The following is a 26587-nucleotide window of genomic DNA, read 5'->3' on the forward strand; positions in this document are numbered from 1 at the left end:
GGAAAAACATGATGAAGCAATTCACCCTTTTTTTCTGCGCTATCACTTCCCTGTGCCTGCCCCTGCGGGCGCAGGACAAGCCGCCGCTGAAGCTGGTGGACTGGAAGCCTGCCAGCCAGCTGGTAGTGCCGCAAACGGATATTCTTCGCCCGCGGTTCCCCGTCATAGACATACACAATCACCTCGGTGATCTCGACAAAGCGGCGCATTATCTCGAAGAGATGGATAAAGTGGGCGTGGTGATGGCGGTGAGCCTGGACGGGCATTCCAAAGATCATTTCTACAGAAAACATCTCGAACGCTCGAAGGTGTCTGCAGCTGACCGTTTTCTCGTTTTCTTCGCACCTGAATGGAGCCGCATTGATGAGCCTGATTTCGGCAAGAAAGAAGCGCAGCGGCTGGAAGAAGCCGTGGCCATGGGGGCTGGTGGCGTTAAGGTGTACAAAAGCCTGGGCCTGGGCGTGAAAGACAAGACCGGTAAGTTCGTGGCGGTAGATGATCCGCGCCTCGATCCCATCTGGGCAAAATGCGGAGAGCTGGGCATCCCCGTGCTCATGCACGTCTCTGACCCCAAAGCGTTCTTTACCCCGCTGGATGAGCACAACGAACGCTACGACGAGCTGGGGCTGCATCCCGACTGGTCGTTTTACGGCAACGGCTATCCCACCAAGGAAGCGCTGCTGGCACAACGCAACCGGTTGCTCGAAAGACATCCCCATACTATCTTCATCGGCGCGCATATGGCCAACCTGCCGGAAGACTTGGGGCAAGTGAGTATTTGGCTGGATAAATACCCCAACCTCTACGTGGAGTTCAGCGCCCGCATCAGCGAACTGGGGCGCCAGCCCGTTACTTGCCGGAAGTTCCTCATCCGATATCAGGACCGCGTACTGTTCGGCACAGATACCGCTCCGGATGCCAAAGCCTACCGCATTTACTTCCGTTTCCTGGAAACGGCGGATGAATATTTTGATCCCGCGCAGGGGCATCACCTGCAGGGGCGGTGGATGATCTACGGATTAGATCTGCCGAATGAAGTGCTGGAAAAAATATATAACAAAAACGCTCTGAAGATTCTGGGTCTTAAAAAAGACGGGCATGAGATAAACAGGGCCAAATAGCCCCGTTTTTTTATCAACTATCCTGTATATTTAGCTGATCTCGCCGGGCGTTCCCGTCCGGCGGGTTCTTCTCTTTATCAACCAATTTTAGCATACCGAATGAACGCTATCCCTTTAACTGACACCGCCGCTTTACCACGGTCTTCCACGGCTGGCGTAAAGGCCCCTGGCCGTATTGCATCCGTAGATATTTACCGTGGTTTTGTGATGTTACTGATGATGATGGAAGTGCTGAGCCTCCACCGGGTTTCTGATGCATTGCCGGATAGTGGTTTCTGGAGCTTCCTGGCCTTTCACCAGAGCCACGTGCCCTGGGCAGGCTGTTCCCTGCACGATATGATTCAGCCGTCGTTTTCCTTTCTGGTAGGGGTGGCCCTGCCGTTTTCAATGGCGGCAAGGCTGGCGAAGGGGAGCAGTATCGCTTCGATGTGGCGGCATACCATTACGCGTTCACTGATACTGATCGGTTTAGGCATCTTCCTCCGTTCCATGCACTCGGAGCAGACCAATTTTACATTTGAAGATACATTGACGATGATAGGCCTGGGATACCCTTTCCTATTTGCGTTGGGCTTTGCGGGAACAAGGGCGCGAATCATCGCCTGTACTGCCATCCTTTTCCTGTTCTGGCTGGCGTTTGCGCTCTATCCGTTGCCGGTGGCGGGAGCAGTTGCTCCGGGTGTACCTGCGGGCTGGGAGCATAATTTCGAAGGCTTTGCTGCACACTGGAACAAGAATACCAGTCTTGCCTGGGCTTTCGATACCTGGTTCCTGAACCTTTTCCCGCGGGAAGCACCTTTCCTGTACAATGGCGGAGGATATGCCACGCTGAGTTTCATCCCTACTTTAGGCACCATGATCCTGGGAACTTTTGCAGGAGAAGCACTGAAGTCAGAAAAAACGCCCGCACAGCGCATCAGGTTTTTCCTGTATTGCGGTATCGGCTTGCTGGGAGTTGGATTACTGCTGCATGTAGCCGGCATAAACCCAATCGTGAAAAGGATATGGACGCCCGCCTGGACGCTCGCCAGCGGTGGGGGATGTTTCCTTTTCCTTGCTTTCTTTTACTGGATTGCAGATGTTGCCGGGTATAAATCTGCCTTCTTTTTCCTGACGGTAATCGGTACCAATTCTATCGCGGCTTATGTGATTGCAGACGGGCTTGGAGGATTTATAAAACAATCGCTCCACATCCATCTCGGACAAAATTATGACCAGCTCCTCGGTGTTCCCTACGCCACACTGGTACAGGGCGCATTGGTACTTACGCTGGAATGGTTGATCCTGTATTGGATGTACCGTAAGAAGATATTTATCAAAGTATAGCTGTCGGAAGTCCTGAGATTGTTAATATAATATCAGTCAGGTCTATTTATGTGTTTTTTTAGTTATGTCACAATGTATTCATTTTCAAGACATTGAATAGTGATCCTTCGGTCAACCTTCAGTGATCCTTCAGTGAGCCCTTGATTTTACTGAGGTTTGCAGTAGTTTGACCGAAGGATCACTGAAGGATCACTGAAGGTTGGGACTACCTTCCCCGGTGAAATATTATCAGTTTGAGGTGTAGGCATGAAGGGGGATAATACAAAAATGCTTAAATTAAAATGCCGCCTCAACAGGAGAGACGGCATTTTAGTTTTTATATACAATTCTTATTCAGCACTAGCGCTGATATACCCGCACATAATCCACAATCAGCCGTGAAGGCATGTGTGCTTCAGGTATTTCTTCTCCGCTCTGGCCGAGTGCCACATTGAGCAGGAGGTAAAAATCTTCCCGGAAGGGGTGGTTACCCTTCTTTGCATTTTGTGCGTTTTTGATATCGATGGTATTGAGCTCTTTCCCGTCTACAGAAATAACCATGCTGTTTTCATCCCAGATCATTTCCCATTCATGGAAACTGTTAGCCCAGGCTTCGCCGCCCCAGGCAGCAACGGGCCATTTGGCTTCGTCCCAGGCGGTTTCGCCGGAGCCTTCCCAGGCTGCGTTGGCCAGGAGGTTGCCCCTGTAAAATTCCATGATATCTACTTCGCCGCAGGCAGGCCAATGCACGGGGCCACGGTTGGCGCCCAGCATCCAGAAGGCGGGCCAGCTGCCTTTACGGACATCTATCTTCGCCCGCATGGTTACACGGCCGTATTTGAACTCAAATTTGCCTTTGGTAATGAGGCAGGAAGAGGTGTATTCCGCAAACTCACGGTTTTTCTTCCAGTCGCTGCTGCCGGCAACATAACCGGGGTTGGGAATGCGCTCATTCCGCGCTTCGATGGTGAGGAACCCGTTTTTGCAGGATGCGTTCTCCGGCCGGTACCATTGTGGCTCACGGTTGCGGATAAAGCCGCGTTCGTAATCCCATTTGGCAGGGTCGGGGGTGCCATCCTTATCAAACTCATCATTCCAGACCATTTTGTAACCACGCTTTTCTGCCGTTGGCATGTGGGTGGATGAAAGGCCGCAATACATGGCGGCGGCGAGTATCAGGGACAGTTGCATGTCTGAAGATAATTAATCGTTATCAGTATAATGGATTTTGTACAAGCAGCCGGCTGTTCTGGATATCGTTCAGCGGAATGGGGTAGAGGTACATGGCTTTCGTCCAACCGCGGTTTTCAATGAGGGTACGTTTGTAGAACCCTTCAATGGTGGCGGCGTTGAGATCCATTCCATAATAAGGTCCGCCCTGAGCGCCTTTACCCGCAGGGGCTTCGGCAATCATCCAGCGGCGCACATCAAAGTAGCGCTGTCCTTCCCCGGCCAGTTCCACACGCATTTCCGCACGCACAGCTTCGCGCTGGGCGGCCTGGTTGCCCCGGATGCCCGGCTTAATGTCGGCCAGCAGCGGGATGCCTGCACGGCTGCGCACTTTGTCGATGTAAGTGATGATATTGGGATCGGAAGGCGTCACTTCATTGAGGGCTTCTGCATACAGCAGGTAAAACTCAGCGAGGCGGAAAATGATACCGGGACGGTATTCGCTCTTCGGGTTAGATCCCTGATTGTATACGCGCTTGCTGAGCTTCTTATAGAAGATGTAGCCGGTACGGGCATGATCCTGAACGCTGTTATCGCTGTTACCTCCGCGGTTGAAGAAGATCTGCTCGTTGCCTACATGCCAGCGCCTGCCATTGTAGAAAATAGCCTGGTAAAAGCGGGGTTCGCGGTTTACATACATGCGGTAAGTACCCGGCTGGGTGCGGCCGGTGAGGTCTTCTCCCGCAACAGACATACCCGTTTCACTATACGCGGGCGATTCCTGAATTGGCAGGCCATCGTTCATGAAAAAGGCATCCACCAGTTCCTGCGTGGCGGCAATATAACCGGTGGCGTTGCTGCCACCGCGTGCACCGCGGGGAACCGACCATCCGTCTACCCCCGCATTGGGAACTGTTCCCCAGTTCACGTCAGAACGGGCGAAGATGATTTCCTTGTTGTATTTCATGTGCAGTTCATACAGGCTCTTATCAGGATCATAGGAGGTGCCGGTATTTTCGCGGTGCAGAGCATAATGCCCGCCTGTTTCCGCGTAATCGATGATGGCTTTTACTGCAGTGAGGGCTTTTTGCCATTTCGTGTTGTCGGCATCAGGGAAGAGCCTTTTACCGTCTTTATTGGTAAGGGCCAGCGCTTCGGCATAACCGCCGTTAAAGAGCGGGCTGGCGGCGTACATCATCAGCCGGGCGCGTACGGCCAGTGCGGCGCCTTTCGTAGGTACAGCCAGCAGTTGCTGGTTGGAAAGGTCCGGATCTTTCAGTCCGTCGGCACAGGCGGTCAGCTCATCGTAAATGAAGTTCACCACTTCATCTACCGAGTTGCGGGCGAAGTCGAGCGTCCGGTTGTTGGGATCGGCAATCTCCGTCATGATAGTAACAGGGCCGTACAGCTCAAACAGCAGGTAGTGGTAATAGGCACGGAGGAAGCGGGCCTGTACTTTCAGTTCCGCCAGCTCATCCGCACTGATGAAATCGGCCTGGCCGGTTGCAGGTATTTCCACTGCATTGGCGAGGAAGATATTCGCCTGGCGGATGTACTGGTACAGCGACCATCTCGACCAGGTACTGTGGCTGAGGGTATACGGAGCTAGGTTGTATTCTGTAACCTGGCGGAGTTTCACTTCGTCGGTCATCCGCAGCCAGGGATTATCGAGGCCGGAAATATCGTTCCGGCTGTAGTTGGCCATATTTGGAATACCTGCGTAAATATTGCGTTGCCATCTTCTCACATCGGCCGGTGTGGAGAAGATCTTCTGCATGTCCCTGTCTTCCGCCAGTTCTTTGGAAACGTCGAGATAGTTTTTGTTGCACGAAACGGCGCCAAAGGTAGTAGTGGCGATAATCAATGAATGGAATATATATTTCATGTCGTTCGTTCGTTTATAAAGTGATTTCAATGCCTGCCGTCCAGGTGCTGGGAATAGGATAGCGGGTACCGCCGGCGCTGTTGCCCAGTTCGGGATCGTAAACGCCTACATGATCCCACAGGGCTACGTTGTTGCCCATGATATAAATGCGTGCATTTCTCATTTTAGCACGCTGGATGAGTTTGGTGTTGAAGTTGTAACCGGCTTCCACGTTTTTGAGGCGGATGAACGAACCGTCTCTCACCCACCAGGTGCTGGCGGTGTTGGTGTTGCTCATTTCCGATACGCGCAGGCGGGGGAAGAAAACGTCCTGGCTGGGGTTCTGCTCCGTCCAGCGGCTTTCCACTACTTCCATGCGCACATTGCTTTCGTCGATACCCCAGTGGAAAGGCATGAAGGCGTTTGCCTGGTCGTTGATGTTCACGGATACGCGGCCTGCACCCTGGAAGAACACGCTGGCATAAAAACCTTTCCATTCCGCGCTCAGTCCAAAGCCATAAATCATCTCCGGAACGGTGGGCTGGGCGGCGTCTTTTACACGGTCGAGATCATCGATGATACCATCGCCGTTCATATCCCGGTATTTGATATCGCCCGGCATTACCTGTGCAACGTAGTTGGTAGGGGCAATACCGTCTTTCAGGGCGTATGTCTTTTTACCATCGGGCCCGATGGTGATATTGAAATCCTGGTCGGTAAACAGGCGTTCTGCGATGAGGAAGTTATTCAGTGCATTCAGCCGGGTTCCTTTAATATCCATCCAGCGGTGCAGCTGGGGAACTTCATCGTATTCGATGATTTTATTCCGGGCAATGGTAAGGTTGCCACGGGCGGAGAGGAGTACTTCTCCAACTTTGTAGCGGAGGTTCAGGCTTCCATCCAGTCCTTTGTTTTCCACAATCCCGAAGTTCTGCCAGGGGGCCTGGCGGAAGCCGGCAATGCCGGGGATGGTACGGCGTTGCAGGAGGATGTCGGTACGGCGGTTGTCAAAGTAATCTACCTGGAAGTCGATGGCTCCGTTGAACAGGGATGCATCTATACCGAAGTTCTTTTTCACTTCCACTTCCCAGCCCAGCATAGGAGCGGAGAACTTGCCTTCCACAAGCCCGTTGCCCAGTCCGTTTACTGCACCGGAAGTGCCTATACCCCAGCTGTAGCCGGTACCGTTCAGGAAGGTGGCACGGTAGCCGAAGCGGTCGGAAGAGAGATTGTCGTTGCCCGTACGGCCGATGGAAGCGCGCAATTTAAGGCTGCCTACGGCCCTTTCGAGGAATTCGGGGAAGAAAGGTTCGTTTGCCACGTTCCAGGCCAGCCCGATGGCCGGGAAGAAGCCGTAGCGGTTATCGGCAGAGAAGTTCTCACTGCCGGTGATGCCGAAGTTGGCCTCGATGGAATAGCGGCTGTCGAAAGTATACACCGTACGACCGATGTAGGCCTGCTTGCGGTAAGCCAGTGCATCGGAGTGGAGCTGCCTTTCTTTCTGGTAAGTTAATGCCATGGCGCTCACTACGTGTTTGCCGAAAGTACGGTCGTAGTTCAGCGCTGCCTCCATGTAGATGTTCTTATCGCCGCTATTGCTTTCGATGGGTTCTGCAAAGGGAGTGCCGTTGCTGATCTGGTCGAAAACCAGTTTGCCATTGGCATCGCGGCTTTTGGCGAAGAAAGTGGAGGGCGATTTCAGGCGCGTCATCCGGTACTGCGAGTTGGCATCGTAACTGATGGCGCCACGGATTCTCAGGCCGGGGGTAATGATATCCAGCTTCTGTTCAATATCCACGCGCGATTGAATGGCGGAACGCCACTCTTTCTGATAGCCTGATTCCACGAGCTGGTTATAGGGATTGAGCTTGTTGGCATTCTGTGTCGGGTGCCCGGCCAGTGTACCGTCTGAATAAACGGCAGGGAACAGGTGAGGGGGGATGCGCGAGAAGCGCTCGAAGAGGTTGGTAGCGCCAAAACCGGGATAGTTGGTCTGGAGGTACTGCCCGCTGAGATCAACACGGATAAGGGTGGTTTTGGTAACGTCGATGTCGATGTTGCTGCGGAGGTTGTAGCGTTTGAGACCGGCGTTGTTGTTATAATCCTGGTTCACTTTATACAGCCCGCTTTCGGAGAAATACGCGCCGGATACGAAGAAGCGCATACGATCGCCGCCGCCCCTGAAGTTGAGGGTATGGCGGGTGTTATTGGTATGATCGCGCATCAGGAGATCCCACCAGTTGCTGCTGGGGTAAAGGTCAGGGTCTTCGCCGGATTTATATTTGGCCAGAACCTCGTCGCTGAACGCGGGATCTTTCCCTTCATTACGGAGGGCTTCGTTGTACAGGGATAAATAGTCGTAAGAATTGGCGAAGCGCGGCAGACGGGTGGGTTTCAGCCTGCTGTATTCACCGCGGTAAGTGATGCGCGTTTTCTGCGCGGTACCCCGTTTGGAGGTAATGAGGATTACACCATTGGCGCCTTCGGCACCGTAGATGGCCGTAGCGGCAGCGTCTTTCAACAGGGTGAATGTCTCGATCTCATCGGGCTCGATATCGTTCATGTTCCTGGGAACACCGTCTACCAGTACCAGCGGACTGGTACCGCCCGCAAAGGAGCTGACCCCTCTGATCCAGAATTCGGCATTATCGTATCCTGGTTCGCCGGAGCGTTGTACGGCGATGAGACCGGGTACCTGTCCTGCCAGGTTGTTGCTGAGGCTGCGTGTAGGCATGCGGAGCTGTTCGCCCTTTACCGTGGCAATGGAGCTTACGAGGCTCGACTTTTTCTGCTTGCCGAAACCTACTACCACCACTTCACCGAGGCCCTTGGTGTCGGGCATAAGCATAACATCGATGTTGCTTTTACCGGCCACAGGGATTTCCTGCCCGATGTACCCGATGAAGTTGAACTCCAGTATGGCGTTGTTGGGAACGTCGAGGATAAAGCGGCCATTGGCGTCGGTAGCGGTGCCTATTATGGGCTTGCTGCCTTTTACGGTAACGGTTACGCCCTGCAGCACAGAGCCGGAATCGCGGACGGTACCGCGTACTTCGATGTTACGGTAAGCAGTTTCAATAACGGTAGATTTCAGGACGGTAATGTTGCGGCCACTGATACGGAATGCCAGGGCACGCGCGGGCAGGATGCTTTCCAGCACGGCGGTGAGCGGTGTTTCCCGTATGTTGAGCGTTACCGGGGCGGCATGGCTCAGCGCTTCCTCCTGGTAGAGGAAATGGTAACCCGTTTGGGCCTTCATCCGGGAAAAGACTTCCCGGAGGGGCATGTTTTTAACCGTCAGTGTAACGGATTGCGCCCTGCCGGAAGCATATGCTCCCAGCGAAAAGAATAAGAGTAGCGAGATCGTGATTTTCATGACGCTCAGTATTAACGGCCCCGCAAAGCGCAGGCGTAAGGATCCGTGCCGGCATACTTTGCCTGCAGAAAGGAATTGCATAATTTTACAGTGTTAGGATTGATAAATCATTGTGTCATGCTAACGTGGCAGTCATGCCTCCGGCCGGGAGCGGTGGTGCGCTTCCGGCTTTTTCATGCCTGTTGGTTTGTGTCAGTTTGGCTTTTTAATCTGTACGTGTTTCTTCATGGCTTTTAGATTTGGTGATTGCGTGTCCGGCACTATTATTTTTTGGTTGCTGTGCTGATGGTTAGTTCACTGCCGCTGATGCTGAAATGTAATCCGCTGATCAGGTGTAATTGTTCCAATACTTCTCCAAGGCTGGCTTCCCGGCTGATGCTGCCGCCGATGTGCTGACCCTTTGCTACATCGCCGTTAAAGCGTACGGTGATCCCGTACCACCGGGCTACCTGGTCCATAATCTCTGTGATGGATTCGTTGTTGAAATAGAAGTATCCGTTCTTCCAGGCGGTGGCTTTCTCGATGTCTGCCTTCTCGATTTTCAGTGCGGCCGTGGTGGAAACTGCCGCCTGCCCCGGCTCCAGTACTTTCTTCCCTTTGCGGGCAGCTACGGCCACTTTACCGTTCATGAGGCTGGTAGTGGTGCGGGATGGATCGTATGCGGATATATTGAATGTGGTGCCGAGTACCTCCACGGTATCGCCATACACCTGTACGCTGAATGGCTTTTGCGCATCCTTCGCTACTTCGAAGTAGCCTTCGCCACGGAGGGTTACGGTGCGCTTATTTCCCGTGAATCGGACAGGGAACTGCAGCTCCGAAGCCGCATTCAGCCACACGGCGGTGCCGTCGGGCAGTACAATGCGGTAGGTGCCCGCTACGGGTACGCGGAGGGTATTATATAGGGCTGTTTCTCCTGAAGCTGTATTCGCATCATAATGGATGGCGCCGCTATCGCTGCGGAGGCGGGTACCGTCTTCTTCTTCCAGCGACATATGCTCGCCTTGCAGGAGTATGGTTTTGCCGTTGGAAAGTACGAGTTCGGCGCGGGAGGTGCCGGGGAGTACATCGTTTTCGTGGCCGAAGCGGTTATCGGCAACTATGCGGGTATCATTGAATGGCTGACGGTGACCGGAAAAGAACCAGGTGAATACTGCGATGCCGGTAACCGCTGCGGCGGCAGCCCAGGTATAGCGCTGGCGTAAAGACCGTTTTCTTTTGGCATTACGTTTGGCAAGCACCTGTTCCCATGCCGGCCGGCTGTTGAAACGGCTGAGCCGGGCCATACGTGCATCCAGTGCAGGAAGGTTTTGTATTTCGGCAAGGAGGCGCTGGCGCAGGGGAGCAGGTATCAGTGCATGCAGCTCCTCCTGCTCTTCGGCAGTGATGGTATTGTTATGCAATCTGTGCAGCAGCTCCGCTGCTCTGTACGGAACGTTTCCCCAATCAATAGTTGGCTCGGTCATGTCTATTCTACACGCAGGAGATGAAAAAGAATGGAATGGTTACCCGGTTTTTTTTGAAAATAAATGCAATCCTCTTTAATTCAACCGATTGCATTTAGCGTAAAAAGTAAAGGAGCAGCACGAATCCTGGTCCCAGGCGCTCCCGGAGGAGCAGTAATGCTCTTTGTTTCTGGCTTTTAACGGTATGGATGGATATATTAAGTGCATCGGCGATCTCGGTATTGGAGAGGCCTTCTACGTAGCTCTTTCGCAAAATGGAGGCGCAGCCTTCGGGAAGGGAAGCTACTGCGGCTTCCATGGCAGCAACCATTTCGGTACTGATGATGGTTTCGAGGACTTCGGGAGGGGCGAAGGACTGTCCGCGCAGTTGCTCATCCTGGTGGCGGTGTACGACCTTCAGGTGGCGGAGGCGGTTGAGGCATGCGTTGCGGACCACGGCATAGAGGTAGTTCTTACGTGCCGGCTCGCCTTCGGGGAGGATGCCCGACTTTTCGCAGATCATTACGAACACATCCTGCACCACATCTTCCGCCAGCGCTTCATCCTGCAGATAACGGAAGGCAAACTCGCATAGGCGGGGATAATACAAGTGGAACAGCGGTTCAACCGCCGTAGGTAACGCATCATATCCTCCTGGAAAATTCACCATCCACTGTTTGTTTTAGCTGGAAACCCTTGTGTTGCAACGTGTATGGCTAAAAATAGTAATTTTCGCATAAAGGAGGCTGCTGTTGTAAGAAAATTTCAATTGTGGGGGTGCAATTACTCACTAAATCGTTAAATTTGACGTTAATATTTATGGATTTAAGAGATTTATTCGGATACCTTTTTATTCTGGCGGGACTCTTGCAGTTACTTACCGCCTATTTGATTTTCGCCGGCAACCGGCATTATGTGTTAAGATTTGCCAACAAGGCGGTAGGTTCAATTATATATGTTATTTTTGCATTTATATTGTTCTACCTGGCATATTATTTTCTGGCATGAATTGGTAAGACAGACTAGATATGAAGCGGTTATTTATCGGTATTTTATCCCTCCTGGGCGCAGTTAGTACACAAGCGCAGCAATCATTTCTCGAGAACCAGAAACTGTTCCCGCGGGTTGGTGAGGCTTTCCGGGAGAAAGAAGAAAGCATTAAGAAGGAATTCGCCAAGAAAGGCGTATCCTGGCCGGCCAGGCAGCTGTATATCCGCAGCTTTAAGCTGGACAGTGAACTGGAGATCTGGGCGCGCAACAGCCCGGCCGATACCTTCACCCTCGTTAAAACCTACCGCGTATGTTCCCTTTCCGGAAAGATGGGGCCCAAGCGTAAAGAAGGCGACCGTCAGGTGCCCGAAGGGTTTTACTATATCAACGATTTCAATCCTAACAGCAGTTTTCACCTGAGTCTCGGAATCAACTACCCGAACTATTCTGACCGCATGCTCAGCGATCAGAAGAAACCAGGCGGCGATATCTATATCCACGGTTCCTGCCTTACCATCGGCTGCATCCCGCTCACCGACGAGTACATCCAGGAAGTATATGTAATGGCCGTGCATGCTAAAAATGCCGGGCAGGATTTCATCCCCGTTCATGTATTCCCCGTTCGCTTCGGTAACAACCGCAGCATGGATTACCTCGGCAGTGTTTCACTCACGGATAACGAGTCGCAGAAGTTCTGGCTGAACCTGAAGAATGCTTACGACTATTTCGAGAAAACCCGCAAAATGCCGGTAGTGATGGTGAACAGCCAGGGCAAATACGTGTATACCGCTCCTGTAACACAACCTGCTATCGCTCAGATCGGCACTACCCGTACACAATCAACGAATTGATATTGTGCTTATAATATTGAAGACAGTCCCGGCCTCACACCGGGACTGTTTGTTTTTACAGGGAATTTTCGTAAATAGTGTAAAATGCTATCTCCGATGATACCGTTTATGAAACGCACTTTCTGGTATTTTATAGTACTGCTGGCCATTAGCCCGCTGTTTCTCTGGTTTTCCGGAAAGCCCTACACCCACGCTGTGTGGATCGACTGGATTGCACGCAGCCTGTTAACTGCTCTGCTGTTCGCCTTTTTCTTCCCTTATGTTAAGAAGAAACCTTTACCCACGGATAAAGCATGAGTTATTCCCGGCCTTAGTGCCGGGTTTATTTTTTGTAAGGCTATCTTTGCCTGCTATGTTAAACTACCTGTTATTATTGTTCCCTGTCATCGTAGTGGCAGCAATAGCGTTGAATGTATGGTTCCGTGCCGGAAAAGGGGAGGGCAGTGCCTGGGGGCTGTATGTACTCTTTCTGAAGAAACTGGCTTTGCGCACGGCAGGTTTAATCGTCCTCGTAATCGCAGGTTCTTATTTCGTATTGCTCATAAAGGATGAAGCATACTCACTGGAAGCCTGGCGCATTTCAATGGATCTGAGCCTCAGTTTCTACACCGGGTTGCTGGGTGGATGGGCCATCATGCTATGGGAAGGGATGCGGAAAAAGGCAGGAGAATAGGACGAAATGCCGATGCAATGGCACTATTTGCCTTAATATTTACCCCTATGTGTCATTTATACACACTATTTTCCCTTTAGGTCCCGAAATATTTTGGTTTCTCGCATTTTTTTTGGATTTTTCCATCTAAGGTCAAATCAATTTACTATTATGAACAGAAGAGATGCCATCAGGAATGTAGCGATACTCATGGGTACCGCGCTTTCCGCTTCCACGTTAGCGGCACTGGAGGGTTGCAAATCCAGGCCGGCCACATATTCATTACAAACACCCGAAACTAAAGAACTGCTCGCGGAAATCGCAGAAACGATCATACCTGCTACTTCCACTCCCGGCGCTAAAGCCGCAGGCGTGCAGGACTTCATTGTTACCATGATCAACGACTGCTACGACGAGAAAGCACAGAAAGTGTTTGAAGCAGGCCTGAACAAGGTGAACGAAGAAAGCAAAAAGAAATTCGACGGTAAAGTGTTCTTGGATCTCTCTCCTGAACAACGTACCGAGCTGCTGACCGCCATCGATCAGGAGCGTGTGGATTACAACAAACGGGAAAACAAGAAGAAAGAAGATCCCGTTCATTACTTCCAGTACATGAAAGAGCTGACGCTGCTTGGCTACTTCACGTCTGAACCGGGCGCCACCAAAGCCCTGCGTTATGTAGCCGTACCCGGCCGTTACGAAGGCTGTGTTCCCTACAAGAAAGGCGACCGCGCCTGGGCTTAATCCGTTTTCCACATTACAAAAACTGAAACATCATGAACCTGAATATAAAAGCGCAGGATCAGCATACGTTTGATGCGATCGTGATCGGCTCCGGCGTTAGCGGCGGATGGGCTGCCAAAGAGCTCACCGAAAAAGGCCTGAAAGTACTCATGCTCGAGCGCGGCCACAACCTCGAACACGGTAAATACGAAACCGCCACCAAAAATCCCTGGGAGTTCGAACACCGCGGACGCATCACCCAGGACCAGCGCCAATCTCACGAAAAACTGAGCCGCGACTACCCTTACTCCGAACACAACGAAAAATACTGGATCAACGATAGTAAATCCCCTTACCAGGAAGATAAACGCTTCGACTGGTACCGCCCCGATATCGTAGGCGGTAAATCCATCATGTGGGGCCGCCAGAGCTACCGCTGGAGCGATCTCGACTTCGAAGCCAATAAGAAAGACGGCATCGCGGTTGACTGGCCTATCCGTTATAAAGACATTCAGCCCTGGTATGATTACGTGGAAAAATTCGTAGGCATTTCCGGATCAGTTGAGAACTTACCCCAGCTGCCGGACAGCATCTTCATGCCTGCCATGGAAATGAACTGCGTGGAGAAAGACGTGAAAGCAAAAGTGGAAGCATCTTTCGCAGGCCGTAAGATGATCATGGGCCGCGTTGCCAATATCACACAACCACTGCCCGGCCGTACAAACTGCCAGTTCCGTAACCTCTGCAGCCGCGGCTGTCCGTTCGGTGGTTATTTCAGCACACAATCGTCTACCCTCCCGGCAGCAGTAGCCACCGGTAACCTGACGCTGCGTCCTGATTCGATCGTGAACAGTCTTATCTATGACGATAAAGCAGGCAAAGCCACCGGCGTGCGTGTGATCGACAAGAACTCCAAGGAAATGATTGAGTTCTATGCCAAGATCATTTTCGTAAATGGTTCTACACTAGGTTCCACTTTCGTACTGATGAACTCCATCAGCAGCCGTTTCCCCAACGGGTTCGGTAACGACAGCGGAGTACTGGGCAAATACCTGATGGATCACCACTTCCGCACCGGCGCATCCGGCACTGTGGAAGGGTACGATGATAAATACTTCTACGGCCGCCGTCCAAACGGGCTGTACATCCCCCGTTACCGTAACATCGGCAGCGATAAGCGCGATTACATCCGTGGCTTCGGTTACCAGGGTGGCGCCAGCCGTAGCGGTTGGAGCCGTGGTATCGCAGAAATGGGTGTGGGTAAAGACTTCAAGGAAATGCTCACCGAACCCGGCAAATGGAGCATGGGCATCGGCGGCTTCGGCGAATGTCTCCCTTATGAAGACAACTACGTAACGCTCGATAAATCCGTGAAAGACGAATGGGGCCAGCCAACACTGCGCTTCAACGCCGAGTTCAAGGAGAATGAAATGAAGATGCGGAAAGATATGGCCAACGACGCAGCAGAGATGCTCGAAGCTGCCGGTGTTAAAAACGTGAAAACGTACGACAACGGTTCATGGCCCGGTATGGCGATCCACGAAATGGGCACTGCCCGTATGGGACGCGATCCGAAAACTTCCATCCTCAACGAATTCAACCAGGTACATGGTGCTAAAAACGTATTTGTGACAGATGGTGCCGCCATGACCTCCGCGTCGTGCGTGAACCCTTCCCTCACTTATATGGCACTTACCGCCCGCGCGGCAGATCATGCCGTGAAAGAGCTGAAGAAAGGAAATATCTGATAAAGGAACTAAGGCATAACTATTGAGGAAAAGCCGCGTTCGTAGCGGCTTTTCCCATTTTAAACCCACGCTACAATGCATCTTAACATCAAAGCCGCAGCCGAAAATACCTACGACGCCATTGTGGTAGGTTCAGGCATCAGCGGTGGCTGGGCAGCCAAAGAGCTGTGTGAAAAAGGGCTTAAAACCCTCGTGCTGGAAAGAGGCCGGAACGTTGAGCACATCAAAGACTACACCACCGCCAACTGGGCGCCGTGGGATTATCCGCATCACGGCAAGCATACCCTCGAAATGCAGGAGAATCATCCCATCCAGAGCAGATGCTATGCTTTCGATGAAGCCACGCAACACTTCTGGGTGAACGATAAAGAGAATCCCTACAACGAGATCAAGCCTTTCAACTGGCTGCGTGGCAACCATGTGGGTGGCCGCTCGCTCATGTGGGGGCGCCAGGTATACCGCTGGAGCGATATCGATTTTGGAGCCAATGCGAAAGACGGGCACGGGGTAGACTGGCCTATCCGGTATAAAGACATTGAGCCGTGGTACAGTTATGTAGAGAAGTACATTGGTATCAGCGGAACCGCAGAGAACCTGCCCCAGCTGCCCGATGGCGAGTTCCTCAAAGCCATGGAGATGAACTGCCTCGAGAAGCACGTAGCCGCCCGTATAAAGGAAAAGTATAAAGACCGGATCATGACCATTGGCCGCTGCGCACACGTTACGGAAGCGCATAACGGTAGAGGTCCCTGTCAGTACCGCGACCAATGCGCGCGTGGCTGTCCGTTTACGGGGTATTTCAGCAGTAATGGGGTTACGCTCCCGGCAGCCGCTAAAACGGGCAATATGACCCTGCGCCCGCATTCCATCGTACTGGAACTGTTGTATGATGAAGCTACGAAGAAAGCAAAGGGTGTACGCATCATGGATGCCGAAACGAAAGAGGTGACGGAGTATTTCGCTAAAATCATTTTCGTTAATGCTTCCACACTCGGTACCACCGCTATTCTCCTCAACTCCGTTAGCAACCGCTTTCCTAATGGTTTCGGTAACGACAGCGACCAGGTAGGCCGCAACCTCATGGATCATCACTTTGGCGTAGGTGCCGGCGGTTCATTCGAAGGGTTCGAAGATCAGTATACCTACGGCAGAAGAGCCAACGGCATTTACATTCCGCGCTTCCGTAATATCGGGGGCAATACCAACCGGAAGGATTACCTGCGTGGCTTCGGCTACCAGGGCGGCGCTTCCCGCGGCCGCACTACTTCTTTTGAAGGCATTGGTGTGCAGCTCAAGGAAGCCAATACCGAAGCCGGCCAGTGGGGCATGTGGATTGGGGCCTGGGGAGAACATCTGCCTTACCAGGACAACACCGTACGCCTCAATAAAACCAAAACCGATAAATGGGGGCTCCCCACGCTGGATATCGATTGTAATTTCCGGGATAACGAACTGGCTATGCGGAAAGACATGCTGGAAAGCGCGAAGGAAATGCTGGAAGCAGCAGGACTGAAAAACGTTGGTGGTGGCGATGATATGCCACCTCCCGGCCACTGTATCCATGAAATGGGTACCGCGCGTATGGGCCGCGATCCCAAGACTTCCGTACTCAATGGTTTCAACCAGGTACATGCCGCGCAGAACGTGTTCATCACTGATGGCGCCTGCATGTCATCTTCTGCCTGCCAGAACCCCTCTATCACTTACATGGCGCTAACTGCCCGCGCGGTAGATCATGCTGTGTCGGAGCTGAAGAAGAATAATATTTAAGTGAATGTTTTTCGCATACAGGAAAGGCTGGCATAATACGCCGGCCTTTCTTTTTTGATGGAAGAAAGGGAGTCTTTATGGTATTACAAGCAGATTAGAAGCAGGTATCTATGTAATTACAAGGTAGTATCTCTGTAGGAAGTATGGGTGAAACTGGAGAGATGTTTGGAGAGAAGGTGGACTTGATGTGGAGCTGATGCGTATTTTATGCTGATTTTATGCGGAGGCAGAGGGTAGGAAAAAAGGCAAATAAAGGGAAGATGATTTGTCAGCGGCAAAAGATAATAGATGGCGGAGGAATGATAGTTGTTAAGCCTGAATGTACGAAATCCACTGCAGGTCAAACCTCGGGGCTATTGAAGGATTTTTAATACCGTAATATCGGAGTTTGCAAACCGACTAACACTAATTGCATGGAGTCATGGATAATCTCTAAGCTGAAGTATATCGGGGTTAGAAATTTTCGAAAACTGCATTATTCAGTGTATTTCTTGCCGCTCAGCGATACAGACAATATGCAGTAACGGAAACACTACAGCAGTGGGGGATAACATCATGTTAAAAATCCTCACGTGTAAAGGGTTAGCGGGTAGTGTAAAAAGGGTTATTTGCAAACATGTGCGTATCTTTTTTACTGCTTTCTTTTTGATTTTACGGATTAAATAAGTTAACTTAAAGTAGGTTTTTCACACACGTTATTGTTTAATTTTTAAATCAGCTTGCCATGGGGAGAGTCAGAGATATCTTGGTGGGCAAAGGTCACGCAGTTTATTCCGTACATCCGGACAGCACCGTTTATGAAGCCCTGAAAGTATTGGTGGACCGGAATGTAGGCGCCCTCACCGTTGTAGATAAAGATCATTTTATGGGCATATTTTCCGAGCGCGATTATGCGCGCCGGGTAATATTAAAGGGCCGTGCCTCTAAAGAGACCACGATCCGAGAGATCATGACAGAACACCCGATCACCGTCAATGAAGACGAAACGATCGAAGCCTGCATGTGCAAGATGACTGATAAAAGAATCCGGCATTTGCCGGTGGTGGATGCCGGCGGAAGGCTGATCGGCATTGTCTCCATCGGGGATGTAGTGAAGTATATCATGGACGAACAGAAGCACATCATTGAAAACCTCGAGTGCTATATTACTGGCACACATCATTAACGGAATAGTTACAACAGTTATCAGACAGCCACATCCCCGGCGTTGTTTATTGTTTTATGGCCTGCATCTGCCGGATGCATGGAGTTGTACGTTGATTGGATACAATACAACAACCGCAAGGACGCCATTCCACTGACATCCGGATAACCCGCAGATGAAACCATAAAACAACTGTTTATGAACCCGACCTGGCCATTCCTCGTTTTTGGCGCCATTGTACTCGTGCTGGTACTGGCGATCCTGGGTCTGTCCTACCTCCTGGGCGAGCGCCATAATGAACGCGCAACAGGCGAAGCTTATGAGTCCGGTATCTTATCCACCGGCTCCGCGCGTATCCGCTTCCCGTCCCAATTTTACCTTGTTGCCATGTTGTTTGTGATCTTCGACATCGAGACCGTTTTCGTGATCTCCTGGGCTATCGCTTTTGGAGAACTCGGCTGGGCAGGTTTCATCGGCGTGTCGGTTTTTATCGCCATCCTGTTGGTCGTGCTGATCTACGAATGGCGGAACGGTGCGCTCGATTTCGGTCCGGATGGTAAAAAGATCCTCAAAGCGTTCCGGAAGTTAAAGCAATCGTCTCCTTCACCTAAAACTACATCTCATGAAGTGGTGGTTAACTGAGCCGAAAGATGCCGCTCCGGGACGCAACGGCAATTACTCCGTTGAAGAATCCGTAGGCCAGAGCGTTATGCTCACATCGGTAGAGCGCCTCGTAGCATGGGGCCGCAAAAACAGTATGTGGCCCTTTCACTTCGGGCTTTCCTGCTGCTTCGTGGAAATGGCTACAGGTATGACGCCGAAGTACGATCTTGCCCGTTTCGGTGCGGAAGTGATCCGCGGAACGCCCCGCGAAGCAGACGTAATGATCATTGCCGGTACCGTTTTCATCAAAATGGCCCCCATCATTCAACGCCTCTACGAACAAATGATGGAGCCCCGCTGGGTTATTTCTATGGGCAGCTGTGCAAATTCAGGCGGGATGTATGATATTTACAGTGTGGTGCAGGGTGTAGATAAGTTTTTGCCGGTAGACGTATACGTTCCCGGCTGTCCACCCCGGCCCGACGCATTTATGCACGGCCTCCTGCTCCTGCAGGAATCAGTAGGGAAGGAGTTACGCCCCCTCAGCTGGACGATCGGCGATCAGGGCGTGATAAGGCCGGAAAAAGAATCCATGAAAGACCGCTTCCGCGAGAAGCGCCAGAATATGACCGAATTCAAGACGCCGGACGAGATCTGAAAGAGATCATCTCCGCAACCTGTAAAATCAAACATGCATGAGTATCCGAAGGATAACCGGGAATGTCTATGAACTGAACCTTGGTAAGTCGAACGCGTTTCTGATCGACGATGAAAAGCTAACGCTCATAGACACGGGAGAGCCCGATAGCACCGGTCTCATACTGGAACTGCTGCAATCTATCGGCCGGGGGCCGGATGATCTGAAGAACATCCTGCTCACGCACAGCCACCCCGACCATTCGGGGAGTGCTGCCGATCTGAAGGCCATTACGGGTGCCAAAGTGTATATGCATGCGGCAGAAAAGAAGTGGGTGGAAGCCGGGTTTGTTCCGAAACCGGAGCAACCGTACTTTACCGGCATGGTAAACCGGCTTATTTACAGGATGTTCATCCGTAATGCGCCAGGTTCCATTACTCCCTGCCGGATCGACCACCTGGTGGAAGATGGCGACTGGCTGCCGGTTGGCGGTGGCATACAGGCGGTACATGTGCCGGGGCACAGCGAAGGGCAACTGGCCTTTTTCTTTCCGGGCGCCAAAAATGTACTGTTTGCGGCAGATACCTGTGATAATCTTTTTGGGCTGGGTTACTCCACTTTCTATGAAGATTTCCCCACAGGAGAACGCAGCCTGGAAAAACTGGCCACTTTCGATTTCGATGTAGCCTGTTTCGGACATGGTAAGAGTATTATGAGAGGCGCAGGAGAAAAGTTCAGCCGTAAATTCATCGGCCATCATCATCACTCCGGCGGGCACGCCCATCCTAAAGCCACGGCAGTAACGGGCGAAGGAAAGGAAAAGGTGAGGGAGCCGCAAACAAAAATCTGACAACTGATACAAAACCCGATATAGCGACCAACAGCTCATTTCAAGCAAGGGTATAACAGACTGGAAAAGGCCAGCAGCCAGGCGCAGCGATACACAAAATTGTCATCATGCCTGAAAGCATCTTTTCTGCCCTCTGCTCCCGATTCGGCGAGCAGCTGTTCCACGAGCAGCTCACCCGGGATGAGACGCCCACCATCTGGACGCCACAAGGGAAGATCGTACCTGTACTGGAGTACCTCCGCAGTGAAGCGGAACAACCTTACCGCATGCTCTATGACCTCACGGCCATTGATGAGCGTGCCTGTAAAAGTAAGTACAACGGCACCTGCGAATTCACCCTTGTTTATCATCTCTTTTCCTTCGGGCGCAACGCATTCATCCGGTTAAAAGTAGCCCTCCGCGGCGAATTCCCGTCCACCCCCACCATCACCCATTTATGGCCAAATGCCAACTGGTACGAAAGGGAAGTGTTCGACATGTTCGGCATCCGGTTCGACGGGCATCCTTTACTCCGGCGCATCCTAATGCCTACCACCTGGGAGGGGCACCCGCTCCGTAAGGAGCATCCCGCACGCGCCACCGAAATGGGCCCGTTCCGATTGTTTCCGGAAAAAGAAGACAGGGAGCAGGAGGCCCTGCGGTTCGACCCGGAAGAATGGGGCATGAAGCGGCAGAGCGATGATTCTGACTTCATGTTCCTCAACATCGGCCCACAGCACCCCGGCACCCATGGTGTGCTACGCATCATCCTCCAGCTCGATGGTGAAGATATCGTAGACGCAGTACCTGATATTGGATTCCACCACAGAGGCGCAGAGAAAATGGGGGAAAGGCAAAGCTGGCACACCTATATACCCTATACAGACCGCATCGATTACCTCGGCGGCGTCAATAACAACCTCGCTTACCTACTTTCCGTAGAAAAACTGGCTGGTATACACATTCCGCAACGTGCGGAAGTAATCCGCGTGATGCTCTGTGAACTGTTCCGCATCGCCAGTCACCTCGTTTGGTACGGCACCTTCGCACAGGACGTGGGCCAGCTTTCCCCCGTATTTTACATGTTCACCGACCGCGAAAAGATCTTCAATATCATTGAAGCAGTATGCGGCGGCCGTATGCACCCCAACTGGTTCCGCATCGGCGGCGTAGCCCAGGATCTGCCGCAAGGCTGGGATAAACTCGTGCGTGAGTTTGTAAACTACTTCCCGAAGAAGCTGAAGGAATACGATAAGATGGTAATGCGCAACGCCATCTTTAAAGCACGCACTGTAGGCATCGGCGTATTCACCCTGGATGAAGCCATCGACTGGGGTGTAACCGGGCCGGGACTGCGCGCCTGCGGTATGGACTGGGATATGCGCAAGAAGCGCCCTTACAGCGGATATGAAAAGTATGAGTTCGATATTCCCACAGGGCAGAACGGTGATTGTTACGACAGGGCGGCGGTGCGTGTGCAGGAAATGTGGCAAAGCCTCCGCATCATCGAGCAGTGCTTAAACAACATGCCCGAAGGGCCCTACAAATCCGATCATCCGCTGGCTACTCCGCCGGTGAAGCAATACACCATGCAGGATATTGAAACCCTTATCCATCACTTCCTCCACGTAAGCTGGGGGCCTGTGATACCCGGAGGGGAAGCCATGGTGGTAACGGAAGCGACCAAGGGCTGGAACAGCTATTACCTCACCAGCGATGGCAATACATCGCCATACCGGGTGCGCGTGCGTACGCCTTCGTTCCCACATATGCAGATGATCCCGTACATCAGCCGCGGGTATACAGTGGCCGACCTTCTTTCCATCCTCGGTGCCATGGATTATGTGCTGGCTGATATTGACCGATAAAACTGACAGTTATGCTATCGATGACTGAAAAAGAAAGAATCGAAGAAGAGATCCGGCAGGTGCCGCTTAAAAGAGCTGCGTGTATAGAAGCCTTAAAGATCGTGCAGGAGCAGCGCCGCTGGGTGTCTGATGAAAGTATCCGGGATGTGGCCGATATCCTCGATATGAGCCCCGAAGAGGTGGATAGTGTGGCTACTTTCTACAACCTCATCTTCCGCCAGCCTGTAGGCCGCCATATTATTCTCCTGTGCGACAGTATCAGCTGTTATGTAATGGGGCTTAAAAGCATACATGCCGAGCTGGTGAGCCTGCTGAATATACAATACGGACAAACTACGGCCGACGGGCGATTTACCCTGCTGCCGAACCCCTGCCTTGGTACCTGCGATCATGCGCCGGCGCTTATGGTAGACAGTGATCTGTACCGCGATCTGCAACCCTCCGCACTGGCGGGGATACTCGAAAAATATACCTGATATGGAACGTCCGCTCACACAACATATTACTTTTCCGCCGCTGGAGATCCGCCAGTACGAAGCCATTGGCGGTTACCAGGCCGTGCGCAAAGCGTTGCGCCATATGCAGCCTGCCGATGTTACGGCCCTTGTGAAGGAATCCAATATGAAAGGTCGTGGTGGTGCAGGCTTCAGTACCGGTATGAAATGGAGCTTCGTACCCATGAACGTACCCGGCCCCAAATACCTCGTGGCCAATGCTGACGAAATGGAGCCTGGAACCTTTAAAGACCGGCTGCTCCTCGAAGGCAACCCGCACCAGTTACTGGAAGGGATGATCGTTGCCGCATACGCCATCCAGGCAACGGAAGCATTCGTTTTCCTCCGCTGGGCATATAAAGAAGCCGCAGTAGTGATCCGCAAAGCCATTCAGGAAGCGTATGATGCGGGGTATCTCGGGAAAGACATCCTCGGTACCGGCTACTCACTGGAAATGCACCTGCACACCGGTGTGGGCCGGTATATGTGCGGGGAAGAAACCGCCCTGCTCAATTCCCTCGAAGGCAAAAGAGCCACACCGCGCGCGAAGCCTCCATTCCCGCAGGTGTCCGGACTATTCGGTAAGCCCACTATCGTCAACAATGTAGAAACCCTCAGTTACATTCCGCATATCGTCAACAAAGGAGCCGACTGGTTCAAATCACTGAGCCGTACTGCCGACGGAGGCACTAAAATTTATGGAGTATCCGGCCGGGTAAATAAGCCCGGTGCCTGGGAGCTGCCCATGGGCGTTACCATGCGGGAACTTATAGAAGTGCATGCCGGCGGTATGCAGAAGGGATATGGCTTCAGAGGGGCACTGCCCGGTGGTGCATCTACCGATTTCCTCATCGATAAGCACATGGACATTCAAATGGACTTTGCAGGTGTTGCCGCAGCCGGTAGCCGTTTGGGAACCGGTACCATGGTGATCCTCGATGATCAGACCTGTCCTGTTGGTTTCGTACATAACCTCGAACACTTCTTCGCACAGGAATCCTGCGGGTTTTGTACTCCCTGCCGCGAAGGCCTGCCGTGGACGGAAAAGCTGCTCTGGGCCATTGAGCAGGGCAGGGGGCGGGATGAAGATCTGGATCTCCTCCTGCGGCATACCGAATGGCTCGGGCCGGGTAATACCTTCTGCGCACTGGCGCCGGGAGCTATGGAACCCCTGCAGAGCGCACTCAAATATTTCCGCGACGACTTTGAAAGACACATCCGGGAACACCGCTGTCCGTACCACGACCCGGTTACAGCAGCCCCGGCATCCGCTCACCTCCATTATACCCATCACTTATGACTATCTACATCGATAACAAACCATATGAGGTGAAGCCGGGTAAGAACCTGCTGGAAGCCTGCCTGGAGCTTGGATTGAACCTTCCTTACTTTTGCTGGCATCCCGCACTGGGCTCTGTAGGCGCCTGCCGCCAGTGTGCTGTTAAGGTGTTCAAAGATGAGGACGATAAAACAGGACGGCTCGTGATGGGATGCATGGAACCCGTACGTGATAACCTCCGGCTTTCGATCGAAGACCCCGGTGCTAAAACATTCCGCGATCAGGTGATAGGCTGGCTCATGACGAACCACCCGCACGATTGTGCCGTGTGCGACGAAGGCGGCTCCTGCCATTTACAGGATATGACGGTGATGACGGGCCACACTTACCGTAATTACCGCTTCAGTAAACGCACTTTCGAAAACCAGGATCTGGGGCCTTTCATCAGCCATGAAATGAACCGCTGCATCCAGTGTTACCGCTGTGTACGGTTTTATAAGGATTACGCCGGTGGGAAAGACCTCAATGTATTTGCCGCACATAATCATGTTTATTTCGGGCGTTGTGAAAACGGAACGCTGGAAAGCGAATTCAGCGGTAATCTCGCAGAAGTATGTCCAACCGGTGTGTTTACCGATAAAACCCTCCATTCGCATTATACCCGTAAATGGGATATGACCTGGGCACCATCAGTTTGCCAGGGCTGCTCGCTGGGTTGTAACACCAGCGCAGGAGAGCGTTACGGCTCGCTGCGGCAGATCACCAACCGCTACAACGGAGAAGTGAACGGATATTTCCTCTGCGACCGCGGGCGTTTCGGATACGAGTTCGTGAACAGTGATCAGCGCATCTTACAGGCAGCCATCCGCCCGCATTACAATGGCACTACAAACAAAGATCATATACTGGAACAGGTGGCGCAGAAGGTAAAGAACGGCCGTACCATAGGTATTGGCTCACCCCGCGCCAGCCTGGAATCCAACTATGCATTGAAGCTGCTGGTGGGAGAAGATAATTTCTACCTCGGTATGTCAGATACAGATCATGATCACACTTCGCTGGCGTTAAAGATCCTGCGCGACGGTCCCGCACGCACGCCTTCCATGCAGGAAGCCGCTAAGGCAGATGTGGTATTTATTTTAGGAGAAGACCTCACCAATACCGCGCCTATGCTTGCACTCGCTGTGCGGCAGGCAGCACAGCACAAGCCGGAGTCCGATGCTATGGGAGATATTCACGTAGCGGCCTGGCAGGATGCTGCTGTGAGGGAAGCTGTGCAGGATAAACACGGTCCCGTTTACATTTTTCATACTGTACCTACCAAGCTGGATGAACTGGCGGAAGACATACACCGTGGGGCACCGGAGCAACTGGCCCGGCTGGGCTTTGCCATTGCACAAATGCTGGGCGCCGATATCGTACCCGTTACGGGCCTCTCACAGGAAGATGCCGCGCTTGCGGAAAAGATAGCCGCGGCATTGATGACAGCAGAGCATCCCCTGATCATTAGCGGCTATGGCAGCGGCTGTGATCATATGATGAAAGCTGCCGCCAATATTGCGTGGGCCTTGCAGCAGAAAGGCCGCAACCCGATGCTGAGCCTTACCCTGCCGGAAGTAAACAGTATGGGCCTCGAAATCCTCGGCGGCCACAGGCTCGATACCGCGCTGGATGTATTACGCCAGGGTGATGCCGATACCGTGATCGTCCTTGAGAATGACCTCTACCGCCGGGCAGACCCGCATATTATCGATGAAATCTTTTTGCACGCACAGGATGTCATCCTCATCGATCATCTCTACAACCGCACTGCCGAAAAGGCGACGGTATTACTACCTGCCGGAACCTTTGCTGAGGCCGATGGTACGGTGGTGAATAACGAAGGCCGTGCACAGCGCTTTTACCAGGTATTCGTACCCAAAGGAGATATGCAGGAAAGCTGGCGCTGGTGCCTGCAGATTGCGGAGAAGGCAGGGATAACCGCCCTTCAGGGCCTGCGCAACCTCGATGATATTGATCTGGCCCTTACTAATGGAATGCCTTCCCTGGAGCCTTTACAACAGCTGGCGCCCCATGCGGGTTTCCGGATCAACGGACAACGCATTCCCCGCGAGCCACACCGCTACAGCGGCCGCACCGCTATCCTTGCCAACGAAAACGTGAGTGAGCCCAAGCCTGCGGAAGATGTGGATACTCCATTGTCTTTCACCATGGAAGGCTACCGCGGAGAGCCGCCTTCCCCGCTGATTCCTTTCTTCTGGTCGCCGGGCTGGAACTCGGTGCAGTCTGTAAATAAATATCAGCAGGAGATAGGAGGGCACCTGCATGGTGGCGACCCCGGCATCCGTTTACTGGAGCCGCATTTGAATGGCGGGCCTCATTATTTCCACGAAGCACCCGATACATTCGTGCCTATCCCGGGCCATGTTCATATTATGCCGCTGTATCACATCTACGGCTCGGAAGAGTTGAGCATGTACACGCCGGGCATCGCACAGCAGGCAGGAGAATTCTGCTGCCTCTATCTGAACCCTGAAGATCTTGCGCAGTGGAATATTGCACCCGGCAACTGGGTGACTATCGATCTCGATCATCATGCCTGCCGGCTGGTAGCCACTCCCAACCACTGGATGCCCAGGGGGCTGGGAGCCGTTAGCGCCGGAATGCCACACTCGCCTGTTGTGGATCTGCCGGTATGTGTGAAGTTACAGGCGTAGC

At 52.4% G+C, this 26587-nt stretch carries 21 protein-coding genes; 16 read left to right on the plus strand and 5 right to left on the minus strand.

Features of this window, described 5'->3' with window-relative positions:
- Nucleotides 1–8: 8 nt before the first annotated feature.
- Both DEV76_RS16615 and DEV76_RS16620 read left to right on the plus strand, forming a co-directional pair.
- Nucleotides 9–1121: an amidohydrolase family protein gene (locus DEV76_RS16615; protein ID WP_109699054.1), complete on the plus strand. Its 1113-nt coding sequence runs from the start codon at nucleotides 9–11 to the stop codon at nucleotides 1119–1121.
- A gap of 99 nt (nucleotides 1122–1220) precedes the next feature.
- Nucleotides 1221–2447 (plus strand): acyltransferase family protein, encoded by a 1227-nt coding sequence (locus DEV76_RS16620; RefSeq protein ID WP_198652102.1) that lies wholly within the window; start codon nucleotides 1221–1223, stop codon nucleotides 2445–2447.
- A gap of 339 nt (nucleotides 2448–2786) precedes the next feature.
- Here the strand turns inward: DEV76_RS16620 and DEV76_RS16625 are convergent, their stop codons facing one another.
- The 5 genes from DEV76_RS16625 to DEV76_RS16645 all read right to left on the minus strand — a co-directional run bounded on the left by DEV76_RS16625 (nucleotide 2787) and on the right by DEV76_RS16645 (nucleotide 10951).
- The gene (locus tag DEV76_RS16625) at nucleotides 2787–3617 is read right to left on the minus strand and encodes a glycoside hydrolase family 16 protein (RefSeq protein WP_198652103.1); all 831 of its coding nucleotides are present in this window, start codon (nucleotides 3615–3617) and stop codon (nucleotides 2787–2789) included.
- A 22-nt stretch (nucleotides 3618–3639) separates the two neighbouring features.
- Complete coding sequence (locus tag DEV76_RS16630) at nucleotides 3640–5481, minus strand: RagB/SusD family nutrient uptake outer membrane protein (protein WP_109699055.1); 1842 nt, start codon at nucleotides 5479–5481, stop codon at nucleotides 3640–3642.
- A gap of 13 nt (nucleotides 5482–5494) precedes the next feature.
- A complete protein-coding gene (locus DEV76_RS16635) occupies nucleotides 5495–8836 on the minus strand; it encodes a SusC/RagA family TonB-linked outer membrane protein (RefSeq protein ID WP_198652104.1) in 3342 nt (1113 codons plus the stop codon).
- Nucleotides 8837–9099: 263 nt separating this feature from the next.
- Nucleotides 9100–10302, minus strand: a complete 1203-nt coding sequence (locus DEV76_RS16640; protein WP_109699057.1) for a FecR family protein — start codon at nucleotides 10300–10302, stop codon at nucleotides 9100–9102.
- Between the two features lie 94 nt (nucleotides 10303–10396).
- On the minus strand, nucleotides 10397–10951 hold the full coding sequence (locus DEV76_RS16645; protein ID WP_109699058.1) for an RNA polymerase sigma-70 factor: 555 nt from the start codon (nucleotides 10949–10951) through the stop codon (nucleotides 10397–10399).
- A 358-nt stretch (nucleotides 10952–11309) separates the two neighbouring features.
- Here DEV76_RS16645 and DEV76_RS16655 point away from each other — a divergent pair, with 358 nt between their 5' ends.
- The 14 genes from DEV76_RS16655 to nuoG all read left to right on the plus strand — a co-directional run bounded on the left by DEV76_RS16655 (nucleotide 11310) and on the right by nuoG (nucleotide 26586).
- The gene (locus DEV76_RS16655) at nucleotides 11310–12122 is read left to right on the plus strand and encodes a L,D-transpeptidase family protein (protein ID WP_109699060.1); all 813 of its coding nucleotides are present in this window, start codon (nucleotides 11310–11312) and stop codon (nucleotides 12120–12122) included.
- Between the two features lie 96 nt (nucleotides 12123–12218).
- Nucleotides 12219–12419, plus strand: a complete 201-nt coding sequence (locus tag DEV76_RS16660; RefSeq protein ID WP_109699061.1) for a hypothetical protein — start codon at nucleotides 12219–12221, stop codon at nucleotides 12417–12419.
- A 55-nt stretch (nucleotides 12420–12474) separates the two neighbouring features.
- On the plus strand, nucleotides 12475–12795 hold the full coding sequence (locus DEV76_RS16665) for a hypothetical protein (protein WP_109699062.1): 321 nt from the start codon (nucleotides 12475–12477) through the stop codon (nucleotides 12793–12795).
- Between the two features lie 150 nt (nucleotides 12796–12945).
- A complete protein-coding gene (locus DEV76_RS16670; RefSeq protein WP_109699063.1) occupies nucleotides 12946–13518 on the plus strand; it encodes a gluconate 2-dehydrogenase subunit 3 family protein in 573 nt (190 codons plus the stop codon).
- Between the two features lie 32 nt (nucleotides 13519–13550).
- Nucleotides 13551–15245 carry a GMC oxidoreductase gene (locus tag DEV76_RS16675; RefSeq protein WP_198652106.1) on the plus strand — a complete coding sequence of 565 codons (1695 nt, stop codon included), beginning with the start codon at nucleotides 13551–13553 and terminating at the stop codon, nucleotides 15243–15245.
- 75 nt (nucleotides 15246–15320) lie between these two features.
- Nucleotides 15321–17015, plus strand: a complete 1695-nt coding sequence (locus DEV76_RS16680) for a GMC oxidoreductase (RefSeq protein ID WP_109699065.1) — start codon at nucleotides 15321–15323, stop codon at nucleotides 17013–17015.
- A gap of 724 nt (nucleotides 17016–17739) precedes the next feature.
- Nucleotides 17740–18180: a CBS domain-containing protein gene (locus tag DEV76_RS16685; RefSeq protein ID WP_109699066.1), complete on the plus strand. Its 441-nt coding sequence runs from the start codon at nucleotides 17740–17742 to the stop codon at nucleotides 18178–18180.
- 177 nt (nucleotides 18181–18357) lie between these two features.
- On the plus strand, nucleotides 18358–18801 hold the full coding sequence (locus tag DEV76_RS16690; protein WP_109699067.1) for an NADH-quinone oxidoreductase subunit A: 444 nt from the start codon (nucleotides 18358–18360) through the stop codon (nucleotides 18799–18801).
- Nucleotides 18782–19420, plus strand: a complete 639-nt coding sequence (locus DEV76_RS16695) for an NADH-quinone oxidoreductase subunit B (RefSeq protein ID WP_109699068.1) — start codon at nucleotides 18782–18784, stop codon at nucleotides 19418–19420. Before DEV76_RS16690 ends, DEV76_RS16695 begins: the two co-directional genes overlap by 20 nt.
- 37 nt (nucleotides 19421–19457) lie before the next feature.
- On the plus strand, nucleotides 19458–20249 hold the full coding sequence (locus DEV76_RS16700; protein WP_109699069.1) for an MBL fold metallo-hydrolase: 792 nt from the start codon (nucleotides 19458–19460) through the stop codon (nucleotides 20247–20249).
- A gap of 107 nt (nucleotides 20250–20356) precedes the next feature.
- Entirely contained in the window at nucleotides 20357–22096 is a 1740-nt protein-coding gene (nuoC, locus tag DEV76_RS16705; protein ID WP_109699070.1) for an NADH-quinone oxidoreductase subunit C/D, read from the plus strand.
- 11 nt (nucleotides 22097–22107) lie between these two features.
- On the plus strand, nucleotides 22108–22572 hold the full coding sequence (nuoE, locus tag DEV76_RS16710; protein WP_109699071.1) for an NADH-quinone oxidoreductase subunit NuoE: 465 nt from the start codon (nucleotides 22108–22110) through the stop codon (nucleotides 22570–22572).
- A 1-nt stretch (nucleotide 22573) separates the two neighbouring features.
- Nucleotides 22574–23890 carry an NADH-quinone oxidoreductase subunit NuoF gene (gene nuoF / locus DEV76_RS16715; RefSeq protein ID WP_109699072.1) on the plus strand — a complete coding sequence of 439 codons (1317 nt, stop codon included), beginning with the start codon at nucleotides 22574–22576 and terminating at the stop codon, nucleotides 23888–23890.
- On the plus strand, nucleotides 23887–26586 hold the full coding sequence (nuoG, locus tag DEV76_RS16720) for an NADH-quinone oxidoreductase subunit NuoG (RefSeq protein ID WP_109699073.1): 2700 nt from the start codon (nucleotides 23887–23889) through the stop codon (nucleotides 26584–26586). Before nuoF ends, nuoG begins: the two co-directional genes overlap by 4 nt.
- Nucleotide 26587 lies beyond the last annotated feature (1 nt).

The organism is Chitinophaga deserti (genome assembly GCF_003149455.1).
GTDB classification, from domain to species: domain Bacteria; phylum Bacteroidota; class Bacteroidia; order Chitinophagales; family Chitinophagaceae; genus Chitinophaga; species Chitinophaga deserti.

Bases quoted from the DNA above. Each gene is read 5' to 3' on its own strand.
- DEV76_RS16615 (WP_109699054.1), top strand. From the start codon at position 9: ATGATGAAGCAATTCACCCTTTTTTTCTGCGCTATCACTTCCCTGTGC.
- DEV76_RS16620 (WP_198652102.1), top strand. From the start codon at position 1,221: ATGAACGCTATCCCTTTAACTGACACCGCCGCTTTACCACGGTCTTCC.
- DEV76_RS16625 (WP_198652103.1), bottom strand. From the start codon at position 3,617: ATGCAACTGTCCCTGATACTCGCCGCCGCCATGTATTGCGGCCTTTCA.
- DEV76_RS16630 (WP_109699055.1), bottom strand. From the start codon at position 5,481: ATGAAATATATATTCCATTCATTGATTATCGCCACTACTACCTTTGGC.
- DEV76_RS16635 (WP_198652104.1), bottom strand. From the start codon at position 8,836: ATGAAAATCACGATCTCGCTACTCTTATTCTTTTCGCTGGGAGCATAT.
- DEV76_RS16640 (WP_109699057.1), bottom strand. From the start codon at position 10,302: ATGACCGAGCCAACTATTGATTGGGGAAACGTTCCGTACAGAGCAGCG.
- DEV76_RS16645 (WP_109699058.1), bottom strand. From the start codon at position 10,951: ATGGTGAATTTTCCAGGAGGATATGATGCGTTACCTACGGCGGTTGAA.
- DEV76_RS16655 (WP_109699060.1), top strand. From the start codon at position 11,310: ATGAAGCGGTTATTTATCGGTATTTTATCCCTCCTGGGCGCAGTTAGT.
- DEV76_RS16660 (WP_109699061.1), top strand. From the start codon at position 12,219: ATGATACCGTTTATGAAACGCACTTTCTGGTATTTTATAGTACTGCTG.
- DEV76_RS16665 (WP_109699062.1), top strand. From the start codon at position 12,475: ATGTTAAACTACCTGTTATTATTGTTCCCTGTCATCGTAGTGGCAGCA.
- DEV76_RS16670 (WP_109699063.1), top strand. From the start codon at position 12,946: ATGAACAGAAGAGATGCCATCAGGAATGTAGCGATACTCATGGGTACC.
- DEV76_RS16675 (WP_198652106.1), top strand. From the start codon at position 13,551: ATGAACCTGAATATAAAAGCGCAGGATCAGCATACGTTTGATGCGATC.
- DEV76_RS16680 (WP_109699065.1), top strand. From the start codon at position 15,321: ATGCATCTTAACATCAAAGCCGCAGCCGAAAATACCTACGACGCCATT.
- DEV76_RS16685 (WP_109699066.1), top strand. From the start codon at position 17,740: ATGGGGAGAGTCAGAGATATCTTGGTGGGCAAAGGTCACGCAGTTTAT.
- DEV76_RS16690 (WP_109699067.1), top strand. From the start codon at position 18,358: ATGAACCCGACCTGGCCATTCCTCGTTTTTGGCGCCATTGTACTCGTG.
- DEV76_RS16695 (WP_109699068.1), top strand. From the start codon at position 18,782: ATGAAGTGGTGGTTAACTGAGCCGAAAGATGCCGCTCCGGGACGCAAC.
- DEV76_RS16700 (WP_109699069.1), top strand. From the start codon at position 19,458: ATGAGTATCCGAAGGATAACCGGGAATGTCTATGAACTGAACCTTGGT.
- nuoC (WP_109699070.1), top strand. From the start codon at position 20,357: ATGCCTGAAAGCATCTTTTCTGCCCTCTGCTCCCGATTCGGCGAGCAG.
- nuoE (WP_109699071.1), top strand. From the start codon at position 22,108: ATGCTATCGATGACTGAAAAAGAAAGAATCGAAGAAGAGATCCGGCAG.
- nuoF (WP_109699072.1), top strand. From the start codon at position 22,574: ATGGAACGTCCGCTCACACAACATATTACTTTTCCGCCGCTGGAGATC.
- nuoG (WP_109699073.1), top strand. From the start codon at position 23,887: ATGACTATCTACATCGATAACAAACCATATGAGGTGAAGCCGGGTAAG.